Source organism: Sandaracinaceae bacterium (assembly GCA_020633055.1).
Lineage (GTDB): Bacteria > Myxococcota_A > Polyangia > Polyangiales > Houyiibacteriaceae > JADJJE01.
The window spans coordinates 175,279-193,378 of the sequence record JACKEJ010000008.1 but is presented as its reverse complement, the minus strand read 5'-3'; the positions used below and the strand labels follow the sequence as shown (position 1 = coordinate 193,378).

Below are 18,100 nucleotides of genomic sequence, written 5' to 3'. Positions count from 1 at the left end.
TGCCGGTGGAGACCTTCGAGGCGTGCCTGCTGACGCGCAGCTGGTTCGACCAGCGCGACGGCGTGCGCCTCGTGTTCTGGGGCGCGTCTGCGCGTGGGCCGCTGCGCCTGGTGTTCACGGGGCAGCAGCCGGTGATGTTCGTCGAGCGCCACCTGCCGAGCGCGTCGGGGCGGCGCAAGCCCCTCGAGCTGCGCAGCTTCTACGGGCGGCCCGTGGACGCGCTCTACTTCGACACGCAGCGCGAGCTGACGGCCGAGCGGGCGCGCGTACGCGACGCGCTGGGGCTGACGCTCGAGGCCGACCTCAAGCCCGACGAACGCTTCCTGATGGAGCGCTTCGTGACGGGTGCTCTGCGCGTGCGCGGGGAGCCACGCCAGCGGCCAGGGTTCCTCGAGCTCGTCGACCCGAAGGTCGAGGCTTGCGAGTTCACGCCGCACCTGTCCATGCTCGCCTTCGACCTCGAGACGGACGGCTTCGACGGGCCCCTCCTGTCGATCGCCGTGGCTGGCGTGGGTGGCGAGCGGGTGTTCATGTGCGCGAGTCCAGACGGCACCTCCGCGCCCGCGGCCGCGGGCGTCGCGACCTTCCCCGACGAGGCCACGCTCCTGCGTGCCTTCGTCGCGCACGTGACCACGGCAGATCCGGACGTGCTCAGCGGTTGGAACGTCGTCGAGTTCGACCTGAGCTACCTCGAGCGGCGCTGTGCGCAGCTGGGGGTGCCGCTCACGCTGGGCCGCGACGGTCAGCGCGCCAAGGTGCTGCCCGCGCGCAACGAGCAGCAACCCCCCATCGCGCGGGTGGAGGGGCGCGTGGTGCTCGACGGCATCGCGACCTTGCGCGCGGCGACGTTCTCGTTCGAGAGCTTCCGCTTGGAAGACGTGGCCCAGGAGCTCTTGGGGCGCGGCAAACGCATCGCGCACGACGGCGACGCGCTGGCCGAGATCCGCCGCATGTTCCGGCACGACCAGGCCGCGCTCGCCGCCTACAACCTCGAAGACTGCCGCCTGGTGCTCGACATCTTCGACAAGGCCGACCTGCTGGGCTTCGCCGTGCAACGGCAGGCGTTGACCGGGCTCCCCCTCAGCAGGCAGGGGGGCGCGGTAGCGGCCTTCGACCACCTCTACCTGCCGCGCCTGCACCGCCATGGCTTCGTCGCGCCGGACGTGGGGGGCTCGAGCGAGGTCGTCAGCAGCCCGGGTGGGTACGTGATGGACTCGCAGCCGGGGCTGTTCGACAACGTGCTGGTGCTCGACTTCAAGAGCCTCTACCCGAGCATCATCCGCACGTTCGCCATCGACCCGATGGGGCTCGCGTTCCCTGGCGACGATCCCATCCCGGGCTTCGAGGGCGGCTCGTTCTCGCGCGCGCAGCACATCCTGCCGGGCCTGATCGAGACCCTCTGGGCCGCGCGAGACGAGGCCAAGCTGCGCGGCGACACGGCGCGCTCCCGGGCGATCAAGATCTTGATGAACTCGTTCTATGGCGTGCTGGGGACGCCCGGCTGCCGCTTCTTCAGCTCCAAGCTGGCGAGCTCCATCACGTGTCGCGGTCACGAGATCATCACGGAGAGCAGGCGCTTCCTCGAGGCGCGTGGGCTCCAGGTGATCTACGGCGACACGGACTCGCTCTTCGTGCTGCTCGGGCCGGGTCACGACGAGCCCAGTTGTGGGCGCATCGGCGCCGAGCTCGCGGACGCGCTGAACGCGTTCTGGCGCGCGCGCCTGCAGACCGAACTGAGGCTCACGTCCCACCTCGAGGTGGAGTTCGAGACGCACTACCTGCGCTTCCTGATGCCCACCATGCGTGGATCGGACAAGGGCACCAAGAAGCGCTACGCGGGGCTGTCGCGGCGCCGAGACGGTGAGCTCTTGGTCGTGGTGAAGGGGCTCGAGGCCGTGCGCACCGACTGGACGCCGCTTGCTCGTCGCTTCCAGCGCGAGCTGTTCTGGCGCGTGTTCGCGGGCGAGCCGTACGAGGACTGGATGCGCGCTCTCGCGGAGTCCCTGCGCCACGGCGACCTCGACGCGGAGCTGGTGTATCGCAAGCGCCTCCGTCGTAGCGTCGACTCGTACGAACGGAACGTGCCGCCGCACGTGCAGGCCGCCAAGAAGCTGGGGCGCCCCGTGCGCGAGGTGCGCTATGTGATGACCGTGCGCGGACCCGAGCCCGTGGAGCTGCCCCACGCCGCGCTCGACTACGACCACTACCTCACGCGGCAGCTGGCCCCCGCGGCGGACGCGATCCTACCGTTCGTGGGCACCGACTTCGCGAGCATCGCAGGCACGCAGCTGCCGCTCTTCTGACGCTACCGCCACGGAGGGCGCACGGCGGGGTGAGCGGCGCCCAGCAGCGCTGCGTAGGCTCGCTCTCTGTCTTGTGCGATGTCGGCGAGAACGGCTTCGAGCGAGGGTACGCCCACGCGCTCCACCTGCTCCAGGTTGGCCTGGGCCACGCGCTCGTGCAGCGGGCGTTTCGGTGGGTTCTGGAAGAAGGCCACCAGGTCGGTGATGGACGCTGGGTCCACGTACCCGGTACCTCCGTCCCCAGGCCTCCGCACCGCCTCCAGCGCGCTTCGGCGGATGAGCTGCACCGTGGGGTCTGGCGTACGCCGGATGAACGGCACCAGGCGGTAGGGGTCGGCCAGGTCGGCGTGCGCGTCCGGATGGAAGGCCGCCGCCGCGAACGTGGCGCCGCGCTGTTGGTCGCTGCTGCGCAGGCCGGAGACGAAGCGCTCGAACGCGACGCGTGGGAGCGTGCACGTGGGGTAGACCAGGAAGCCCACTTCCACGGCCGTGTCTGCAGCCAGGACGTCGATGGCGGCGAGCGCCGCCTCGGGTTCGGGTGGGCCCGCGAGCACCAGCTGCCGCGTGTGCCCCTCACGCCGCGCGCGTTCTGCCCACGGGCACAGCGTGAAGGCCTCCACGATCTCGACCTCGTAGCGTGCGTACAGGCGGATGGCTTCGTGTTCGAGGTCCGCGGCGAGGTTCACCGGGGGAGCCTACCAGCACTCACGCCTCGCCCTCGCCGGAATGGGTCGACGCGGCGGCGTTCGCACCCATGGTCGCCGGTCCTGGCGAACGAAGTGGCACCTGGCCGCGCGCCGCATCCTCGTCGCCCGAGAGGGAGCATGTCGGTAAATCACGCAGGATGTGCTCGGTTGGCCTACGTCGCCCCCCTCTGCTAGGAGCCCGCCGTGACCGTGACGGACACGCGCACGTTCGGGCCCTACGAGATTGTGCGCAGGTTGGGTGTGGGGGGCATGGCAGAGACGTTTCTGGCGCTCCGTCGCGGTGCGCACGGCGTCGAGCAGCGGGTGTGCCTGAAGCGCGTGCTGCCGGCCTTCGCCAGCGACCCGAGCTTCCTGCGCCAGTTCGAGCGCGAGGCGAAGATCGCGTCCACGCTGCGCTACACCGGGATCGTCGCGGTGGTCGAGTTCGGCGACGTGGACGGCGCCAAGTACCTCGCGCTGGAGCTGGTGGACGGCGTGGATCTGCGCGACTTCCTGCTGTCGCGCCCCGGGCACGTCCTGGACCCGACGACCGTGGGGAGGGTCGCCTTGGATCTGGCCTATGCCCTGCGCTACGCGCACGACCCCGCGCGCGGGGTGGTCCACCGTGATCTGTCGCCCGCGAACGTCATGCTGAGCCGAACGGGGGAGGTGAAGCTGACGGACTTTGGCGTCGCGCGGGTCATGAGCAGTGCCGCGCCCACCACCAGCACGGGGGTGCGCGGCAAGGTCGCGTACATGAGCCCCGAGCACCTGCGCGGGGAAGAGCTCGACGGTCGCGCGGACCTGTTCGCGCTCGGCGTGCTGCTGTACGAGTGCCTGTGCGGCCGGCGCCCGTTCCAGGGCGCGCACGACGTTGCCATCATGCGCCGCATCGCGGCCGGGGAGCGCGCTCCCGTGGTGGAGCGCGCGCCGGTCGACACGCCGCCGCTGCTGTTGCGTGCCATCGAGGGCCTGCTCACCACCGACCGCGAGGCGCGCACGCCAAGCGCCACGGCGCTCATCGAGCAGCTCTCTCCCTTGCCAGGGCTCCATCAGGCGCGGCGGCGCCTCGGCGCACAGGTCGATGCCCTGCGTGGTGGCGCGAACACCCGCGAGCACGTCAGCGACGAGCGCGAGGAGGCCAGCGACACCAGCCTCTCTCCGGTGCCAGCCGACGCCCTGCGGGAACTCAGCAGGCTGCTGAACACGCCCAGCGTCGCCGGCGTGCGGGGCGTGTCCGAGAACTCGGAGCCTTCGCGTGACGGGGACACCACGTGGACCACGGTGGTGGCGGCGCCAACCCCAGCGCCCCGTCGGGCGGTAGCCCCGCGCCCCGCGCCCCGCGCTCGCGCGCAGCGGGCGGTCTTGCTCTTGCTCGCGGGTGTGCTGCTCGTTGGAGCGGTCGCAACGTACGTCGGACTGCCGGGGGCGCTCTCCGGCGTGCGCCCCACGGCCCCCTCGGAGCGTGCGGCCGCGCCGCCTCGCGTCGCAGGAGGGCAGGCCCCCGCCGCCGAGCGACGACGCGCCCCCGTGTCGCTCGGCGCGTCGGACGCAACGCGGTCCGCTACCAGCGTGGCCGCCGGCGAAGCGTCCTCGGCCCTCGGAGGCGCGAGGGTCACGGCTGCGCTGGAAGGTGGGGTCGCGGCACGTCCGGCGAGCACCCCCAGCCACCCAGGTCCGCCGCGGCAGCAGGCGTCCTCGATGCGAGCCGTCGAGCCCGCGGATTCATCGGAAGGTGCGCACCCTGCGCTCGCACAGGTGGCGGCTGCAGCGTCGACGCACGCGGCCGCGGGCGCTCCTGAGCGACCGTCCGACACTGCCGCTGCGCCGCGCACGGAGGTCCCCTCCAGCCATCCAGACACGGGGCAGACGCAGCGCGCGGATGGCCCAGAGGACAGTCCCAACCCGCAGGACGATCGCCCAGGTACGCTGCGTGTGACCGTCATCCCCTGGGGAGACGTATGGGTGGATGGCCGCTACATGGGGCGCGCGCCGACCGAGGTCACGCTGCGGCCAGGGCGCCACGTCGTCGCGGTCGGTGCGGATCGTCCCAGCACCCGTCGCAGCGTCACCATCGCGCCAGGCCAAGCGCGCCGCGTGGAGCTCGAGCTCACCCCTTGAAGCGTCCGTGGGGCGCAGCGGGGCACGAGGCCCGCGGTCGTGTCGCGTGCGGTGCTGCTTCGGAGATGAGGATGCTCGTGCGGCGGTCTCAGCGCGTGGCCGCGCGGTACCACGCGGCGGTCGCATGGAGACCTTCTCGCAGCCCCACCAACGCGATGTCCGCGAGCTCCGGGCTCGGCGCGAGCACCGAGCGCAGCAGGTCGCCCTCGCGGCGGGCACCGAACGTCAGCTGCGGTGACACGCCGAAGGCCTCCGAGAGCACCTCCGCCAGCGTCTGCGTGTCGCACTCGGCGCCGGTCCCCACGTTGTGCACGGGAGCCTTCAGCCGTCCCTCCACGGCGCGCACGTTGGCCTCGACGACGTTCGAGACGTAGACGTAGTCGCGCACGCAGCCGCGGTCGCCCGTCTCGAGCTTCGCGTTGACGCGCAGCGGCTGCCCCGTGCTCAGGCGTTCGCAGAAGATGGCCACCACACCCGCCTCCCCATGGGGGTCCTGACGCGGTCCGTACACGTTGGCGTAACGCAGGATGGTGGACTCGAAGCCGTACTCCACGCGCGCCCCATGCAGATAGTTCTCGAACGCGAACTTGGAGCACGCGTAGGGGCTCACGGGCTTGGGTCCCCAGCTGGTCTCGGCGAGGGTGGGCGCCTCCACCTCGCCGTAGATCGCCCCGCCCGTGCTGGCGAACACCAGCCGCCCGACGTCGTGCTGCCGGGCGGCGCCGAGCACGTTGAGGCTGCCCAGGATGTTGATGGCCGCATCGCGCAGCGGCTCGCGCGTGCTGACGCTCACACTGGTCTGCGCGGCCTGGTGGCAGATCACGTCGGGTCGAAACGCGGCCACGCAGCGCTGCACTCCGTCCGTGTCGCGGATGTCCAGCTCGTCGAAGCGGGCTGCCTGTGGCACGTTCTCGCGCCGCCCCGAGCTGAGGTCGTCGACGACGCACACCTCGTGTCCACGCGCGAGCAACGCGTCCGCGACGTGGCTGCCGATGAAACCTGCTCCCCCTGTGACGATGACGCGCATGCAAACTCCTCGGCGCGACTCTGCTAGCCCGAAGCCCGTCGCGCAACCGGCGCGAGCTCAGACGACGAGAGGCCCGAGGCGTGGCTAGCGCTTGCCTTCCATGCGCGACAGTCCGCAAACTGCGACTCCCCTCCCTCAACCGGACGTGTGCGCGCGTCCCCTCCTCTCTTGGTCGACTCTCATGACCACGCGTGCGCGGACAGCGCTCCTCATCTCCATCGTCTCCATGGTCGGCTCCCTCGCGGTCACCACCCAGGCCTCTTTCGCCGCCGCCCAGCGGGTCATCGCGGCCAACCACGAAGGGCAGGTGCTGGCCCTCTTCGCCCCCGCGGGGCTCGGCGACGAGGTGGTCCCTGGGTACCGCCTGATGGACGTGTCCATCCGAGCGACGGACGTGGTCGTCACGCTGGTCGGCGCCGACGAGTCGCCTCTGGTGCTGAGGCTCGCGGCGAGCGACGAGCCGCTGGGCGAAGGCACGCAGGTCGCAGAGACCCCGAGCTTCCGGGTGGTGTCTGCCGTGTCGCTCGAGGGCGTGGCGAGGGGGACGGCGGAGGCCCTGGCCGAGCGGATCCGCAGCAATGACGACGGCGACTTCTGGGACGAGGTGACGACTGGCGCCCCGCCTTCGAACGACGGGCATGTCGCGCTCGGGGTGGTCGCGGGTCTCGTCGTTGTCTTCGCCGTGGGGCTCCTCGTGCGGCGCGCGCGCTCTCGCAAGCGGCGAGCGTCCGGCTCGCCCACCGATTCCACGGAAGCGTAGGGCAACCTTCAGTCGAGGCTGCGCTCGTCCCGCGTCGGCGCGCTGGTTCACGGCATGTGCCGGGCCCGGCGGCGTGCTGACCGCGCTGGTTCATCGCTGCGTGTTTGTGAAAAGTGTTTGGTGTCTCTTGACACTTTGCTCAGGTGGCCGCTACATAGTCTGCATGCTCGTTCGCTCCCCCGAACCTCGCCCCGCCCGCCCCCTCGACTACGTCGCCCGTCTGGTCAGCCTCCCGCTCCCTGCGCGCGCCGCCCAGCGCGTCGATCAAGCCCGCCGCGATCTCAGCGTCCTCGCCGATGCCGTTCGCGGCCAGCGACCCGCGCCGGTCGCGACGCTCACCGAGGCGGTCCGCTGCGCCCCTCCGCTCGAGCAGCTGGACACGCTCGACGTCCTGCCCAGCTTCCTGGGCGAGCCCGCCAAGGCGGCCCGGCGTGACGCGCGCGTGCTGGCCGACGCGCTGCTCTACGGCCGTCGTCCTTCGCCCCTGGTGGCCCGTGGGCCTCGTCACCGTGAGAACGCGGGTGGCCAAGTGGTGGCGCTCGCCGGTGCAGCCTCGCGCAGCGTCAGCCGGCGCGTGAAGGTCGAGCGCGTGGTGCGCGAGACGGCCGACGCCGTGTCCCTCTACCTGAGCGAGCTGGACGGCCATCCCCTGCGCTTTCAGGCCGGACAGTTCATGAGCGTGGACGTGGTGGTGGACGGGGTGCGCCTGCGCCGCGCCTACTCGCTCGCGGCCCCCGCGGCAGGCCCCGGCAGCGACGCGCCGCACATCACCATCAAGCGCATCGCGGACGGGCGGGTCAGCAACCACCTCAACGACACCGCGCACGAGGGCATGCTGCTGGACGTGCTGGGGCCCTCGGGCAGCTTCGTATTGGAGCCCGCACCCAGCGCCGCGCCACGGCACCTGCTGCTCGTCGCGGGCGGCAGCGGCATCACCCCCATCATGAGCGTCGCCGCCACGGCGCTGCACGCCGAGCCCGAGACGCGCGTGACGCTGGTCTATGGCAACCGCGCCGAGCAGGACGTCATCTTCATGGCGCGCCTGACCGAGCTCGCTGCGGCGAGCGCCGGGCGCCTGGTGGTGGACCACGTGCTGGCCGACCCGAGCCCCGCCTGGCAGGGTGCCCGCGGTCTGTTGGATGGCGCCACACTGGGCGCACGCCTCGACGCTCTGGGCCTCGACGCGGCGCAGGCGGACGCCTGCTACGTGTGCGGTCCCACGCCCATGATGGACGCGGCGCGCGCGCTCTTGCTCGAGCGTGGTGTAGCGAAGGGCCGGCTGCACGAAGAGCGCTTCGGCTCTCCCGAGGCGCGCACCGAGGCGCGCGGCGCGCAGACCCCGCAGTCGCTCACCCTCTCGCGCAAGCACGGCTCGCGCACGCTGGTGGTGCAGCCCGGCCAGACGCTGCTGGACGCGGCCGTCGCAGCGGGCGAGCCCATGCCCTTCAGCTGCGCCATGGGTGGCTGCGGCGCGTGCAAGATGGTGTGCCTCGACGGCGAGGTGGTCATGGAGGAGCCCAACTGCCTGAGCGACGACGAGCGCGCGCAGGGCTACGTGCTCACCTGCGTCGGCCGGCCGTGTGGTCCGGTCACGCTCACGAGCGGGAGGCCATCATGAGCACCTCTGCCAAGGTCCTGCCCATCGATCGCGAGCGCTTTCGCTACAAGATGAAGGACCTGAGCGAGGCCACCGGGCTCGACCGCCAGGCCATCCGCTTCTACATCCAGCAGGGGCTCTTGCCGCCGGGGCACAAGACCGGGCGCAACATGGCCTGGTACAGCGAGCAACACCTCGAGCGCCTGCGGCTGATCAAGAAGCTGCAGCACGAGCGCTTCCTGCCGCTCAAGGCCATCAAGGCGCTGCTCGACGGCCGCGAGGAGGTCTTCGCGCCCGAGCAGCAGCAGTTCCTGCACCGCGTACGCGACAAGATCGACGCGTCGTTCTCCAGCCGCGGGCCCGCCCAGCGCGTGGCCGTGCGCGAGCTCGTTGCCCGCCTCGGCGTGGACCTCGACGACGTCCTGCAGGCCGAGCAGCTGGGCCTCGCCACCATCGTGCGCGGCGAGGGCGAGGACAGCATGAGCGTGGACGAAGCGTGGATCTTCGAGGCGCTCGGCGAGCTGCGGCAGCTGGGCTTTACCAAGGAGCGCGGCTTCACCGTGGCCGACGTGGCCTTCTACCACGAGGCCATGAGCGGCCTCTTCCGGCGCGAGGTGGGTCTGCTCTCGTCGCGCCTCTCGCACCTCCCGCCCGACCAGGCCGCCCGCATGATCGAGCGCGCCATCCCGATCGTGAACCAAACCCTCTCCCGTCTTCACACGCAGCTGGTGCGCGAGTTCTTCGGCGACAGCTTCTGAGGCTCCTGACCCCTGCTCCCCGCACCCCGAGGCCCATCATGGACATGACCAAGCTCCTCACCATCCTCCCGAACACCGTGCGCCACCGCGTCGAGCCCTACTTCGACGCCGCCGAGGTGCTGACCGCCGTGAAGGACCCACGCGTCATGGCGTCGCTCGGGCCCGCCGGTGTGCGCGGCTTGCTGCTGCAGCGCGGCAAGCAGGGGGTTCCCACCCTGATTCAGGCGCACCACAGCGCGTTCTTCGACTGGACCTACCCGAGCGACCAGCCCGAGATGCAGGACCTCTACCGGCGCGCGAAGCTGGGCCAGTGGAACGGGGACACCTACCTGCCGTGGCACACCGACGTGGACCCCGAGAACCCCGAGGTGCCCATGGTGCCCAAGCGCTTCCTCAACCTCGACAAGCTCCGCGACTACGGGATCAAGCTCACGGCGCGCGAGGAGGACCGCCTCACGTCCGACATGGTCGCGTGGATGCTGAGCCAGTTCCTGCACGGTGAGCAGGGCGCGCTGTTGGCCGCCGCACAGGTGACCGAGGCCGTTCAGTTCTTCGACGGCAAGCTCTACGGCGCGACGCAGGTCATGGACGAGGCGCGCCACGTGGAGGTGTTCCACCGCTACCTCGACACCAAGCTGAACAAGCTCTACCAGATCAACGACAACCTCTTCGTCATCATCGACGCGCTCATGGGCGACTCGCGCTGGGACATGAAGTTCCTGGGCATGCAGATCATGGTGGAGGGTCTGGCCCTTGGTGCGTTCGGCACGCTCTACAGTCTGACCCGCGAGCCGCTGCTTAAGGAGCTGCTCAAGATGGTCATCCAGGACGAGGCGCGGCACGTGCACTACGGCGTGGTGGCCCTGCGCGAGCACTTCAACACGCAGCTCACGCCGCGCGAGCGCAACGAGCGCGAGGACTGGTCGTTCGAGGTGGCGCTGCTCATGCGCAACCGCTTCCTGGCCTGGGAGGTGTACGAGGAGTGGTTCGAGGGTCGGCTCACGCGCGCGCAGTGGCGCGACGTCGTCAGCACCTCGCCCGGGCTCGAGGAGTTCCGCCACGTGATGTTCAGCCGCATGGTGCCGAACCTGCGCGAGATCGGTCTGCTCAGCGACCGCATCAAGCCGCACTACGAGCAGGTGGGGCTGAACAAGTACTTCAACGGCAAGAGCGCGGACGAGATCGACGGCGACCAGATGCTCTACGAGCTCGACCACAGCGGCCACGTGATTGCAGCCGAGTAGGCCGATGGGCAGGGCGCGTGACTATCGGTAGCGCAAAGCGATGGTCGTCACCGCGCCCGGCGGAAATCCGCCAGGGCTCTCGAACGCGACATCGCTCGCGTCGGGCGACGCGGTGACCACCTCACCGTCGAGTCGGCGCACGTCCACGAAGCCGGCGGGAATGCCCGCCACACGAACGCTCGGTTCGGACACGTCGAGGTCGTAGACGAAGACGTAGAGTTCTTCGAGATCGCCGTCGGCCGTGCGTCGTGTCGTGAAACGTGCGGTGGGCGCCGCGCTGCCGGCAGCGGTGGCAGCGCCCGCGTCTTGTATCCACGGACGCGTGCCGTGGATCGCGACGCCGTTCACCGCCATCCACTCCCCGAGGCCTGTGAGGACGGCGAGCTGCTCCTCGGGGATGCTCCCGTCCGCACGGGGGCCGACTCCCAGACTCAGGTTGCCGTTCTTGCTGGCCACCTCCACGAGCAGCGCGATGGCCTCGAGCGGCGTGAGCACGGGCGCGTCACTCTCGGCGTCGGCGCGGTTGTAGCCGAAGGAGTCACCGATCGCGCGGACCAGCTCGAACTTGAGGCCCGAGAGCGCGACCTGCTGGTATTCCGCTCCGTAGAAGTCGAACTGCGTCTGACGCAGCTGCGAGCGCGCCAGCTGTTCCGTCGCGGCCACGCTCAGCGCGACCTCCAGACCGCCTTGGGCCCAGCGGTTGTTCAGCACCCCGTCTGGAACCTGGTTGTAGTAGTGGGCGAAGAACGCCAGACGATCGAACTCCGCCGGGGATCCCACGTCGTTCCAGATCAGGTCGGGGCGGTAGCGTCTGACCAACTCGCGCAGATGTCCGTCGACGTAGTCCGCATAGGCCGGCCCGAGCGGGGTGTCGAAGAACCCGCTGTAGCTCTCGATCGGCTCCGTCGTGAACGTCCAGTCGAGGCCGCCGGAGTAATAGAGCCCCACGCGCAGGCCCTCGGCGCGCGATGCGTTCACGAACTCGCCCACCAGGTCTCGTTCCGAGAACCACGCAGCGCGGGGTGCTCCGCGTACACGGCTCGGCCACAGCAGGTAGCCATCGTGGTGCTTGGTGGTGAGGACGGCGTAGCGCGCTCCGGCGGCGGCGAACGTACGGGCCCAGTCTGACGCGTCCCAGCCCGCCGACTGCTCTTCGAACATGGGGCCGAAGTCTTCGTACGCGACGTCCGCGCCCCACGTCGCGTCGTGGTAGACGGCCGTCGCGCTGCCGCCGATGCGCAGGGTGTTCTGGTACCACTCGGCATAGGGGTTCGCGGCCCAGTAGCCCTCGCTCAAGTTCTCGTTGGGGCTGAACTCGTGCGACGCCCAACCGGGCACCGAGTAGGGGCCCCAGTGGATGATGATGCCGAGCTTGGCGTCGTCGAACCACGTGGGGAGCGGGTGCGCGTGCAGCGAGTCGAGCTCTGGGAGGTAGGCCGGCGGCTCGTCGGCGCACCCGATCAGGACCGACGCGAGCAGGGTGAGGGTCAGAGCATGGCGAGCGCGCATGGGAGGCTCCTTGGTGGACGCGGGATGCTACCGGGTGGACTCAGTCGCCGCGTGCCAGCAGGAAGTGCCCTTGCGACCCGACGATGGGCTTGGTGGCGTGCCCGATGAAAATCCGCCCGTACACGCGTCGGAGGTGGTCCTTCATGAAGCCGTACACGGGGAGGGACAGGCCGCGATCGTTGCGGCGAATGCCGGGCCAGCTCCTCGGCGCCTCGTTCGGCAACTGGGTGTAGTCGATGTAGACACCGTCGGGTCCGCCGGGGAGGACCGAGTAGTAGCCGTGCCCGACCACGGACGAGATGCTGGACTCGTTGCGACCAGCGATGCGGCCGCCTGGGAGGCGATAGAAGACCTTGCGGAACGTTCGAAACAGCGGCTGAGCGTTCTGGCCCTCGAAGGGGACCGGTGTCAGATCGGGAACCGAGTCGGGCACGAGGTCGGCCATCGTCACCGGCGCGTTCACGCGCGCCAGGTCCCAGAGCACGGCTTGGCGAGCGCGGTCGAGGTTGGTGGACTCCAGCACGCGGGCGTGAGGCGGGAGCGCGTCGAGGTGGCGCTCGACGTCTGTGAGGGAGACGCCCGAGCGGGCGAGGAGGTCATTCAGCGTGGTCATCACGTGTCACCAACTTTCGAGTCTCGAGATTGGGCTGTCACCCGCGCGAGACCCTGCGCATCGAGCGTCTCGAGGGCGGTCAGGACGGCTGTGCGCGCGAGAGTGGGGTCGCCGAGGGTCAACAGGGAGACGAGCGATCGGACGCCTTCGAGGAGCGTCTCGCGATCCGTCGAGAGCACACGCATGAGCGCGGGGTGGTCGGCGGCGAACGCCAGCATGGTGTTGTACGTGAGCTGGAACGCGATGTTGCCTGCGAGCTGCAGCAAGATGCTCCCGAACTCCAGGTCGAGCGCCGAGAAGCGCGCTTCGTCCTCGGCGCTCTCCATCGCCCGCACGTGGGTACGCAGTGGCTCGAGCGCGTCCGAGCCCAGCGAGGCGCAGGTGGCGGCAGCCTCCGCCATGACCAGGCGTCGCAGCGCGAGGAGGTCTCGCGCCAAGCGCACGACGCGTTCGGGGTCCCCTTCGAACGCCAGGGCCATCTCCGGGAGGCGGTCGAGACCACCGGACACACGCACGTCGAGGACGCGATGCCCATCGCCCTGGACCGTCGCCACCAGGCCGGATGCCGCGAGCCGGGCGAGCGCTGAACGCAGCGTGACGCGGGTGATGCCGAGGGTCGCCGCCAAGTCGCGCTCGGGAGGGAGCTTGTCCCCGGGGGCGTAGTCACCGCGCAAGATGGCGTCACGGAGGACACGACCCGCGCGTGTGACGGCGGTTTGGCGCTCGAGCTTCTCGAACTGCGTTCCCATCGCTGCGGACATATTGGACTAACCATTAGTCCAATGTCCACGGGTACGCAAGAGTTGTGTGTGGGTCGCCTCTCCTGTGCCGCTACGCTTCGACCCGAGCCCGTGAACTTGGGCTGCTAAGGTGCTCGCCAGGCATGAGCACACCTCGCATCCTCCTCGTCGAAGACGACGCCCAGCTGGGCGCTCAGATCGTGTCCCACTTTCAGCGCGCCGGGTTCGACTGCGTGTGGGCGCAGGATGGTGACGAGGCGCGACGTGCGCCCGTGGGCGAGGTGGACCTGGTGGTGCTCGACCTGATGCTGCCGGGCACCTACGGCATGGACCTGCTCAAGCTGTATCGGCAGCGCTCCGAGGTGCCGGTCATGATCTTGAGCGCACGCGACGACTCGTCCGACAAGGTGCGCGCGCTGAAGCTGGGCGCGGACGACTACGTGACCAAGCCGTTCTGGCCCGAGGAACTGCTGGCGCGGGTGACGGCGCGGCTGCGACGCCCGACGATGGAGCGCAGCGATGTGCTGCGCCTCGGGGCGCTGGCGCTGGATGTGGCGGCGCGGCGCGTCGAGGTGGACGGCGCGCTGGTGGAGCTCACGCCGGCCGAGTGGACCGTGCTCGCGGCGCTCGCGAAGCGACCGGGGACCGCGGTGTCGCGCGAGGCCTTGGTGGAGCAGGCGCTGGACTCGGAGCGCGACGGGGCGCTGCGCAGCCTGGACGTGCACATCTCGCGGCTGCGCAAGAAGCTCGGCCGCGCGGGCGCGCAGGTGGCCACGGTGTGGGGCGTGGGCTACCGGCTGGCCGACCTACCGAGCGACGGGGACGCGACGTGAAGCTGCGCGCGCGCCTGGCCCTGACGCTGGCGCTGGCCGTCATCCCGCTCGCCGTGGCGCTCGCGGGCTTTCTGCAGTGGCGTCGGCACCAGGTGGAGCTCGAGCTGGTGCGCGAGGGGGTGCTGACGCGCATGGAGGCGGGGGGCCGGGAGCAGTGCGAGGAGTCGCCCGAGCGCTTCCGACGCGGGGGTCCGGGGCTCGGAGGCCGCCGCCAGGGTCGTGGGCTCGCGCGCGGTGATGGTGAAGGGCCTCGCACTCCCGGCGAACGAGCGCGCCTGCGTCGCGAAGCGCAGGCCGAGCGGGTCGCGGCGCGGGCCCTCGGTCCGCTCATCCCGTTCGCGGCGGACGGCGCCGGCATCGAGCGCGACGTACCGGCGGAGTTGTTGGCGGAAATCGAGGGGGGCGCCGAGCTGGCCAGCCGGGTCGTGCAGCGGCGCGATGGTCTCGACGAGTACCAGGTGCTCGTGGCCATGCCGTGGACCGATGGCCCCTGCGCGCTGATCCTGGCGCACGCGCCCGTGCGCCGCGGGGAGCTCATGGCCAGCGCGCTCACTGGTGTGGGTGTGGGGCTCGCGGCGGTGTTCGTGGCCTGGCTCGCGTCGGCACCCCTCGTGCGTCGGCTGCGCCGCTTGGAGGACGCGGCCGCGGGCGGTCCGGGCACCTCGGCCGTCGCCATCGTGGGCGGGAGCGACGAGGTCAGCGCCGTGGCGCGGGCCCTGGACGCGGACCGCGCGCGCATCGCCGCCCAGGTGCGCGAGCTGGAGCAGCGGGACGCGGCGTTGGTCGCCTACATTGCGAACACGACACACGACGTCATGCTGCCCCTCACGGTGCTGCAGGGGCACCTGGTGGCTGCCCGTGAGCAGCTCGCGGAGGCCAGCGGGCCGGCGGGTTCACCCAACGCTGCCGTCGACACCACGCTGCGCGCCGCCGTCGAGGAGTCCGACTACCTGGGCTCGCTGCTGCGCAACCTCAACGCACGCGCCAAGATGGACGCCGCCTCCGAGCCACGGGTGCGTGAGCCCGTGGACCTCGGCGCGCTCGTGGAGCGCGTGGTCGCGCGCCACCGCATGATCGCTCGCGACCGCCGCGTGGCCCTCGAGTACGCCGTGCCAGAGCAGCCGACGCACGCCGTCGGGGACGTCACCTTGCTGGAGCGCGCGCTCAGCAACGTGGTGCACAACGCCGTGCGCTACAACGAGGCCGACGGACACGTGGCCGTCGTGCTCTCCACGCGCGCGGGGCGCTTCACGCTGCGCGTGGTGGACGACGGCCCGGGACTCGACCCGGAGGACCTGCCGCGGCTGACCGAGCGGGGCTATCGCGGCAACGCCGCGCGCACGCGCCACCCACACGGCATGGGGCTCGGCCTGCACATCACGGCGGACGTGCTCGTGCAGCATGGGTTCTTGCTGCGACTCCAGCGGCCCGAGGGCGCCGAGCGTGGGCTCGAGGTGCTCATCGAAGGAGCCGTGGTGTCCGCGGAGGGCTCTGCTTCGACGAGCTCGTGAGCCACCGCTGAACCACGGGCGCGCAAGTCGACCGGCCCGCTCACGAGCCAGTCCGCGCGCGCCTCACTCGACCGTGACGGTCTTGGCCAGGTTGCGTGGCTGGTCCACGTCCGTGCCCTTGAAGTCGGCCACGTAGTACGAGTAGAGCTGCAGCGGGAGCACCGTGAGGAAGGGCGTCAGCACGGGATCCACCGCGGCCACCTCGACCAGGTCGTCGCTGGCGTCGCGCGCGTCCACGTCGCCCTCGTTGGCGATGGCGATGACCATGGCCTCACGCGCCTTGGCCTCCTGCAGGTTGCTGAGCGAGCGCTCGTAGTTGTCGTCGCGCGGGACGAGCACCAGCACCGGCAGGCGCGCGTCGATCAGCGCGATGGGGCCGTGCTTCATCTCGCCGGCGGCGTAGCCCTCGGCGTGGACGTAGCTGATCTCCTTCAGCTTGAGCGCGCCCTCGAGGGCGATGGGGAAGCTCAGCCCGCGCCCGAGGAAGAGCACGTCACGCGCGTCGACGTAGCGGCGCGCCAGGTTGGCCACCAGCTGGCGCGTGCCATTGAGCGTGTCGGCCATGTGCTGCGGGATGCGCGCCAGCGCCTCCACCAGTTCGCGCGTGCGCTCCGGGGTGAGCGCGTCGCGGCGGCGGCCCAGCCACACGGCGAACATCACCAGGTTCGCCAGCTGGGCGCTGAAGCACTTGGTGGACGCGACGCCGATCTCGGGGCCCGCGTGCGTGTAGAAGGTCGCGTCCGCCATGCGCGGGATGGCGCTGCCGATGACGTTCGCGATGGCCAGCACCTTGGCCCCCTTCTGCTTGGCCTCCTTGGCGGCCACCAACGTGTCCAGGGTCTCGCCCGACTGGCTGACGGCGATGATCAGGTCGCCCTCGCTCACCACGGCGTCGCGCCCGCGGAACTCGCTGGCCAGCTCGACCACCGTGGGGACGCGCGCGAGCGACTCGAGCCAGTAGCGCCCTGCCATCGCCGCGTGGTGGCTGGTGCCGCAGGCCAGCAGCACGACGCGCTTGATGGCGCGCGCGTCGGCGTCGGTGAGGCCGATCTCGGCGCTGTGGATGTCCCCCGCCTGACGGTCGAGGCGGCCGCGGAAGGTGTCCTCGAGCGCCCGCGGCTGCTCGAAGATCTCTTTCAGCATGAAGTGCTTGTAGCCAGCCTTCTCGGCCATGGCCGGGGACCAGTCGATGCGCTGCACGGCGCGCTGCACGGGCGCCCCTTCGACGGTGGTGACGACGACGCCATCGGCGCCGAGCGACGCCATCTCGCCGTCCTCCAGGAACAGCATGTTGCGCGTGTAGGGCAGCAGCGCCGGCACGTCGCTCGCGCAGTACGTCGCGCCCTCGCCGATGCCGAGCACCAGCGGCGACGAGTTCTTGGCCACCACGATGCGTCCGGGCTCGAGCGTGCTCAGCACCGCGATGGCGTAGGCGCCGTGCAGGCGCCCGAGCGTCTGTCGCACGGCCGTCTCGAGGTCCGTGCCGCCATCCACTTCGCGGCGCACCAGGTGCGCGACCAGCTCGGTGTCGGTGTCGGACAGGATCTCGCACCCCGCCGCGCGCAGCTCGTTGCGAAGCGCGACGTGGTTCTCGATGATGCCGTTGTGCACGACGGCCACGGGGCCCGCGACGTGAGGGTGCGCGTTGACCTCGCTCGGCCGCCCGTGCGTGGCCCAGCGCGTGTGGCCGATGCCCACCGTGCCCTGCAGCGGCCGCTCGTCGAGGGCCTTCTCGAGGTTGCGCAGCTTCCCCACGGCCCGCACCACCTGCACGCCGTTCGTGCTGTGGATGGCGAGGCCGGCCGAGTCGTAGCCGCGGTACTCGAGGCGCCGGAGACCGTCGAGCAGGATGGGGGCCGAGGGTTCGCTACCGATGTATCCGACAATGCCGCACATGGGCCGAAGCTAGCAGGCCCATGGTCCATGCGCACCGTTCCTGCACACGCCGGGTCAGAGCAGCATCGTAGCCAGCGCGCCGAGGCGCGTGAGGTCCTCCGCGCGTACACCCTGGGCGAATCGTCGGCTCAGCTGGGCCTGCTCCTCCGTGCCGAGGGGCTCGGCGCGTCCGTGAGCCGCGACGAGCGCGCCCACCGCGGGGCGGATGAGCACGCGGCCGATGGCGATGGAAACGAGCGTCAGTCCGAGGCCCACCCAGATGCGCGGCGGCGTGGCCCAGCCCCGCCCGAGCGCCACGAGCGCGAGCCCCGTCAGCACGGTAGCGTACGCGGCGGCGTTCATCAGACGCGCCGTGCGCCGCAGCCGCAGCATGAGGGGGCCGATGGCGTCGGGCCCACGCGCGAGGCTGTCGCGCACGTCCGCCGGGGCCAGCAGGGCCGAGCCCATCCAGGCGGCCATCACGATCACGTGCACCAGGCGGACGAACCCGAACGCGCTCATC

15 protein-coding genes are annotated in these 18,100 nt (G+C 70.8%); 8 read left to right on the top strand and 7 right to left on the bottom strand.

Features of this window, described 5'->3' with window-relative positions:
- Positions 1 to 5 precede the first annotated feature (5 nt).
- On the top strand, positions 6 to 2,303 hold the full coding sequence (locus H6726_17705) for a DNA polymerase II (GenBank protein MCB9659485.1): 2,298 nt from the start codon (positions 6 to 8) through the stop codon (positions 2,301 to 2,303).
- Positions 2,304 to 2,305: 2 nt separating this feature from the next.
- On the opposite strand, the gene H6726_17700 is transcribed toward H6726_17705, so the two are convergent.
- Complete coding sequence (locus H6726_17700; protein MCB9659484.1) at positions 2,306 to 2,989, bottom strand: DUF1415 family protein; 684 nt, start codon at positions 2,987 to 2,989, stop codon at positions 2,306 to 2,308.
- A 204-nt stretch (positions 2,990 to 3,193) separates the two neighbouring features.
- Between H6726_17700 and H6726_17695 the strand changes: the two genes are divergently transcribed.
- The gene (locus tag H6726_17695) at positions 3,194 to 5,110 is read left to right on the top strand and encodes a protein kinase (protein ID MCB9659483.1); all 1,917 of its coding nucleotides are present in this window, start codon (positions 3,194 to 3,196) and stop codon (positions 5,108 to 5,110) included.
- Between the two features lie 88 nt (positions 5,111 to 5,198).
- Here the strand turns inward: H6726_17695 and H6726_17690 are convergent, their stop codons facing one another.
- Positions 5,199 to 6,137 (bottom strand): NAD-dependent epimerase/dehydratase family protein, encoded by a 939-nt coding sequence (locus H6726_17690; protein MCB9659482.1) that lies wholly within the window; start codon positions 6,135 to 6,137, stop codon positions 5,199 to 5,201.
- A gap of 181 nt (positions 6,138 to 6,318) precedes the next feature.
- On the opposite strand from H6726_17690, the gene H6726_17685 reads away from it, so the two are divergent.
- The 4 genes from H6726_17685 to H6726_17670 all read left to right on the top strand — a co-directional run bounded on the left by H6726_17685 (position 6,319) and on the right by H6726_17670 (position 10,496).
- A complete protein-coding gene (locus tag H6726_17685; protein ID MCB9659481.1) occupies positions 6,319 to 6,897 on the top strand; it encodes a hypothetical protein in 579 nt (192 codons plus the stop codon).
- Between the two features lie 163 nt (positions 6,898 to 7,060).
- Positions 7,061 to 8,515: a ferredoxin--NADP reductase gene (locus H6726_17680; GenBank protein ID MCB9659480.1), complete on the top strand. Its 1,455-nt coding sequence runs from the start codon at positions 7,061 to 7,063 to the stop codon at positions 8,513 to 8,515.
- The gene (locus H6726_17675) at positions 8,512 to 9,252 is read left to right on the top strand and encodes a MerR family transcriptional regulator (GenBank protein MCB9659479.1); all 741 of its coding nucleotides are present in this window, start codon (positions 8,512 to 8,514) and stop codon (positions 9,250 to 9,252) included. The genes H6726_17680 and H6726_17675 overlap by 4 nt, the downstream gene beginning before the upstream one ends.
- Before the next feature lie 77 nt (positions 9,253 to 9,329).
- Positions 9,330 to 10,496 (top strand): ferritin-like domain-containing protein, encoded by a 1,167-nt coding sequence (locus tag H6726_17670; protein MCB9659478.1) that lies wholly within the window; start codon positions 9,330 to 9,332, stop codon positions 10,494 to 10,496.
- A gap of 21 nt (positions 10,497 to 10,517) precedes the next feature.
- Here H6726_17670 and H6726_17665 read toward each other — a convergent pair whose 3' ends face one another.
- From H6726_17665 to H6726_17655, 3 genes are read right to left on the bottom strand one after another with little or no spacing between them, the layout of a single operon-like run.
- Positions 10,518 to 12,005 carry an alpha-L-fucosidase gene (locus H6726_17665; GenBank protein MCB9659477.1) on the bottom strand — a complete coding sequence of 496 codons (1,488 nt, stop codon included), beginning with the start codon at positions 12,003 to 12,005 and terminating at the stop codon, positions 10,518 to 10,520.
- A gap of 40 nt (positions 12,006 to 12,045) precedes the next feature.
- Positions 12,046 to 12,618 carry a hypothetical protein gene (locus H6726_17660; protein ID MCB9659476.1) on the bottom strand — a complete coding sequence of 191 codons (573 nt, stop codon included), beginning with the start codon at positions 12,616 to 12,618 and terminating at the stop codon, positions 12,046 to 12,048.
- A complete protein-coding gene (locus H6726_17655; protein ID MCB9659475.1) occupies positions 12,618 to 13,379 on the bottom strand; it encodes a FadR family transcriptional regulator in 762 nt (253 codons plus the stop codon). Before H6726_17655 ends, H6726_17660 begins: the two co-directional genes overlap by 1 nt.
- Positions 13,380 to 13,501: 122 nt before the next feature.
- Between H6726_17655 and H6726_17650 the strand changes: the two genes are divergently transcribed.
- Positions 13,502 to 14,191: a response regulator transcription factor gene (locus H6726_17650; protein ID MCB9659474.1), complete on the top strand. Its 690-nt coding sequence runs from the start codon at positions 13,502 to 13,504 to the stop codon at positions 14,189 to 14,191.
- Entirely contained in the window at positions 14,188 to 15,702 is a 1,515-nt protein-coding gene (locus tag H6726_17645) for an ATP-binding protein (GenBank protein MCB9659473.1), read from the top strand. Before H6726_17650 ends, H6726_17645 begins: the two co-directional genes overlap by 4 nt.
- 63 nt (positions 15,703 to 15,765) lie before the next feature.
- Here the strand turns inward: H6726_17645 and glmS are convergent, their stop codons facing one another.
- Together glmS and H6726_17635 are read right to left on the bottom strand one after the other, a co-directional pair.
- Complete coding sequence (gene glmS / locus H6726_17640; GenBank protein ID MCB9659472.1) at positions 15,766 to 17,598, bottom strand: glutamine--fructose-6-phosphate transaminase (isomerizing); 1,833 nt, start codon at positions 17,596 to 17,598, stop codon at positions 15,766 to 15,768.
- Positions 17,599 to 17,652: 54 nt separating this feature from the next.
- Positions 17,653 to 18,099, bottom strand: coding sequence for a hypothetical protein (locus H6726_17635; GenBank protein MCB9659471.1), 447 nt, complete (start codon positions 18,097 to 18,099; stop codon positions 17,653 to 17,655).
- Position 18,100 lies beyond the last annotated feature (1 nt).

Coding starts and splice junctions, on each gene's coding strand:
- H6726_17665 (MCB9659477.1), bottom strand. CDS start 12,005: ATGCGCGCTCGCCATGCTCTGACCCTCACCCTGCTCGCGTCGGTCCTG.
- H6726_17690 (MCB9659482.1), bottom strand. CDS start 6,137: ATGCGCGTCATCGTCACAGGGGGAGCAGGTTTCATCGGCAGCCACGTC.
- H6726_17650 (MCB9659474.1), top strand. CDS start 13,502: ATGAGCACACCTCGCATCCTCCTCGTCGAAGACGACGCCCAGCTGGGC.
- H6726_17675 (MCB9659479.1), top strand. CDS start 8,512: ATGAGCACCTCTGCCAAGGTCCTGCCCATCGATCGCGAGCGCTTTCGC.
- H6726_17680 (MCB9659480.1), top strand. CDS start 7,061: ATGCTCGTTCGCTCCCCCGAACCTCGCCCCGCCCGCCCCCTCGACTAC.
- H6726_17655 (MCB9659475.1), bottom strand. CDS start 13,379: ATGTCCGCAGCGATGGGAACGCAGTTCGAGAAGCTCGAGCGCCAAACC.
- H6726_17660 (MCB9659476.1), bottom strand. CDS start 12,618: ATGACCACGCTGAATGACCTCCTCGCCCGCTCGGGCGTCTCCCTCACA.
- glmS (MCB9659472.1), bottom strand. CDS start 17,598: ATGTGCGGCATTGTCGGATACATCGGTAGCGAACCCTCGGCCCCCATC.
- H6726_17635 (MCB9659471.1), bottom strand. CDS start 18,099: ATGAGCGCGTTCGGGTTCGTCCGCCTGGTGCACGTGATCGTGATGGCC.
- H6726_17685 (MCB9659481.1), top strand. CDS start 6,319: ATGACCACGCGTGCGCGGACAGCGCTCCTCATCTCCATCGTCTCCATG.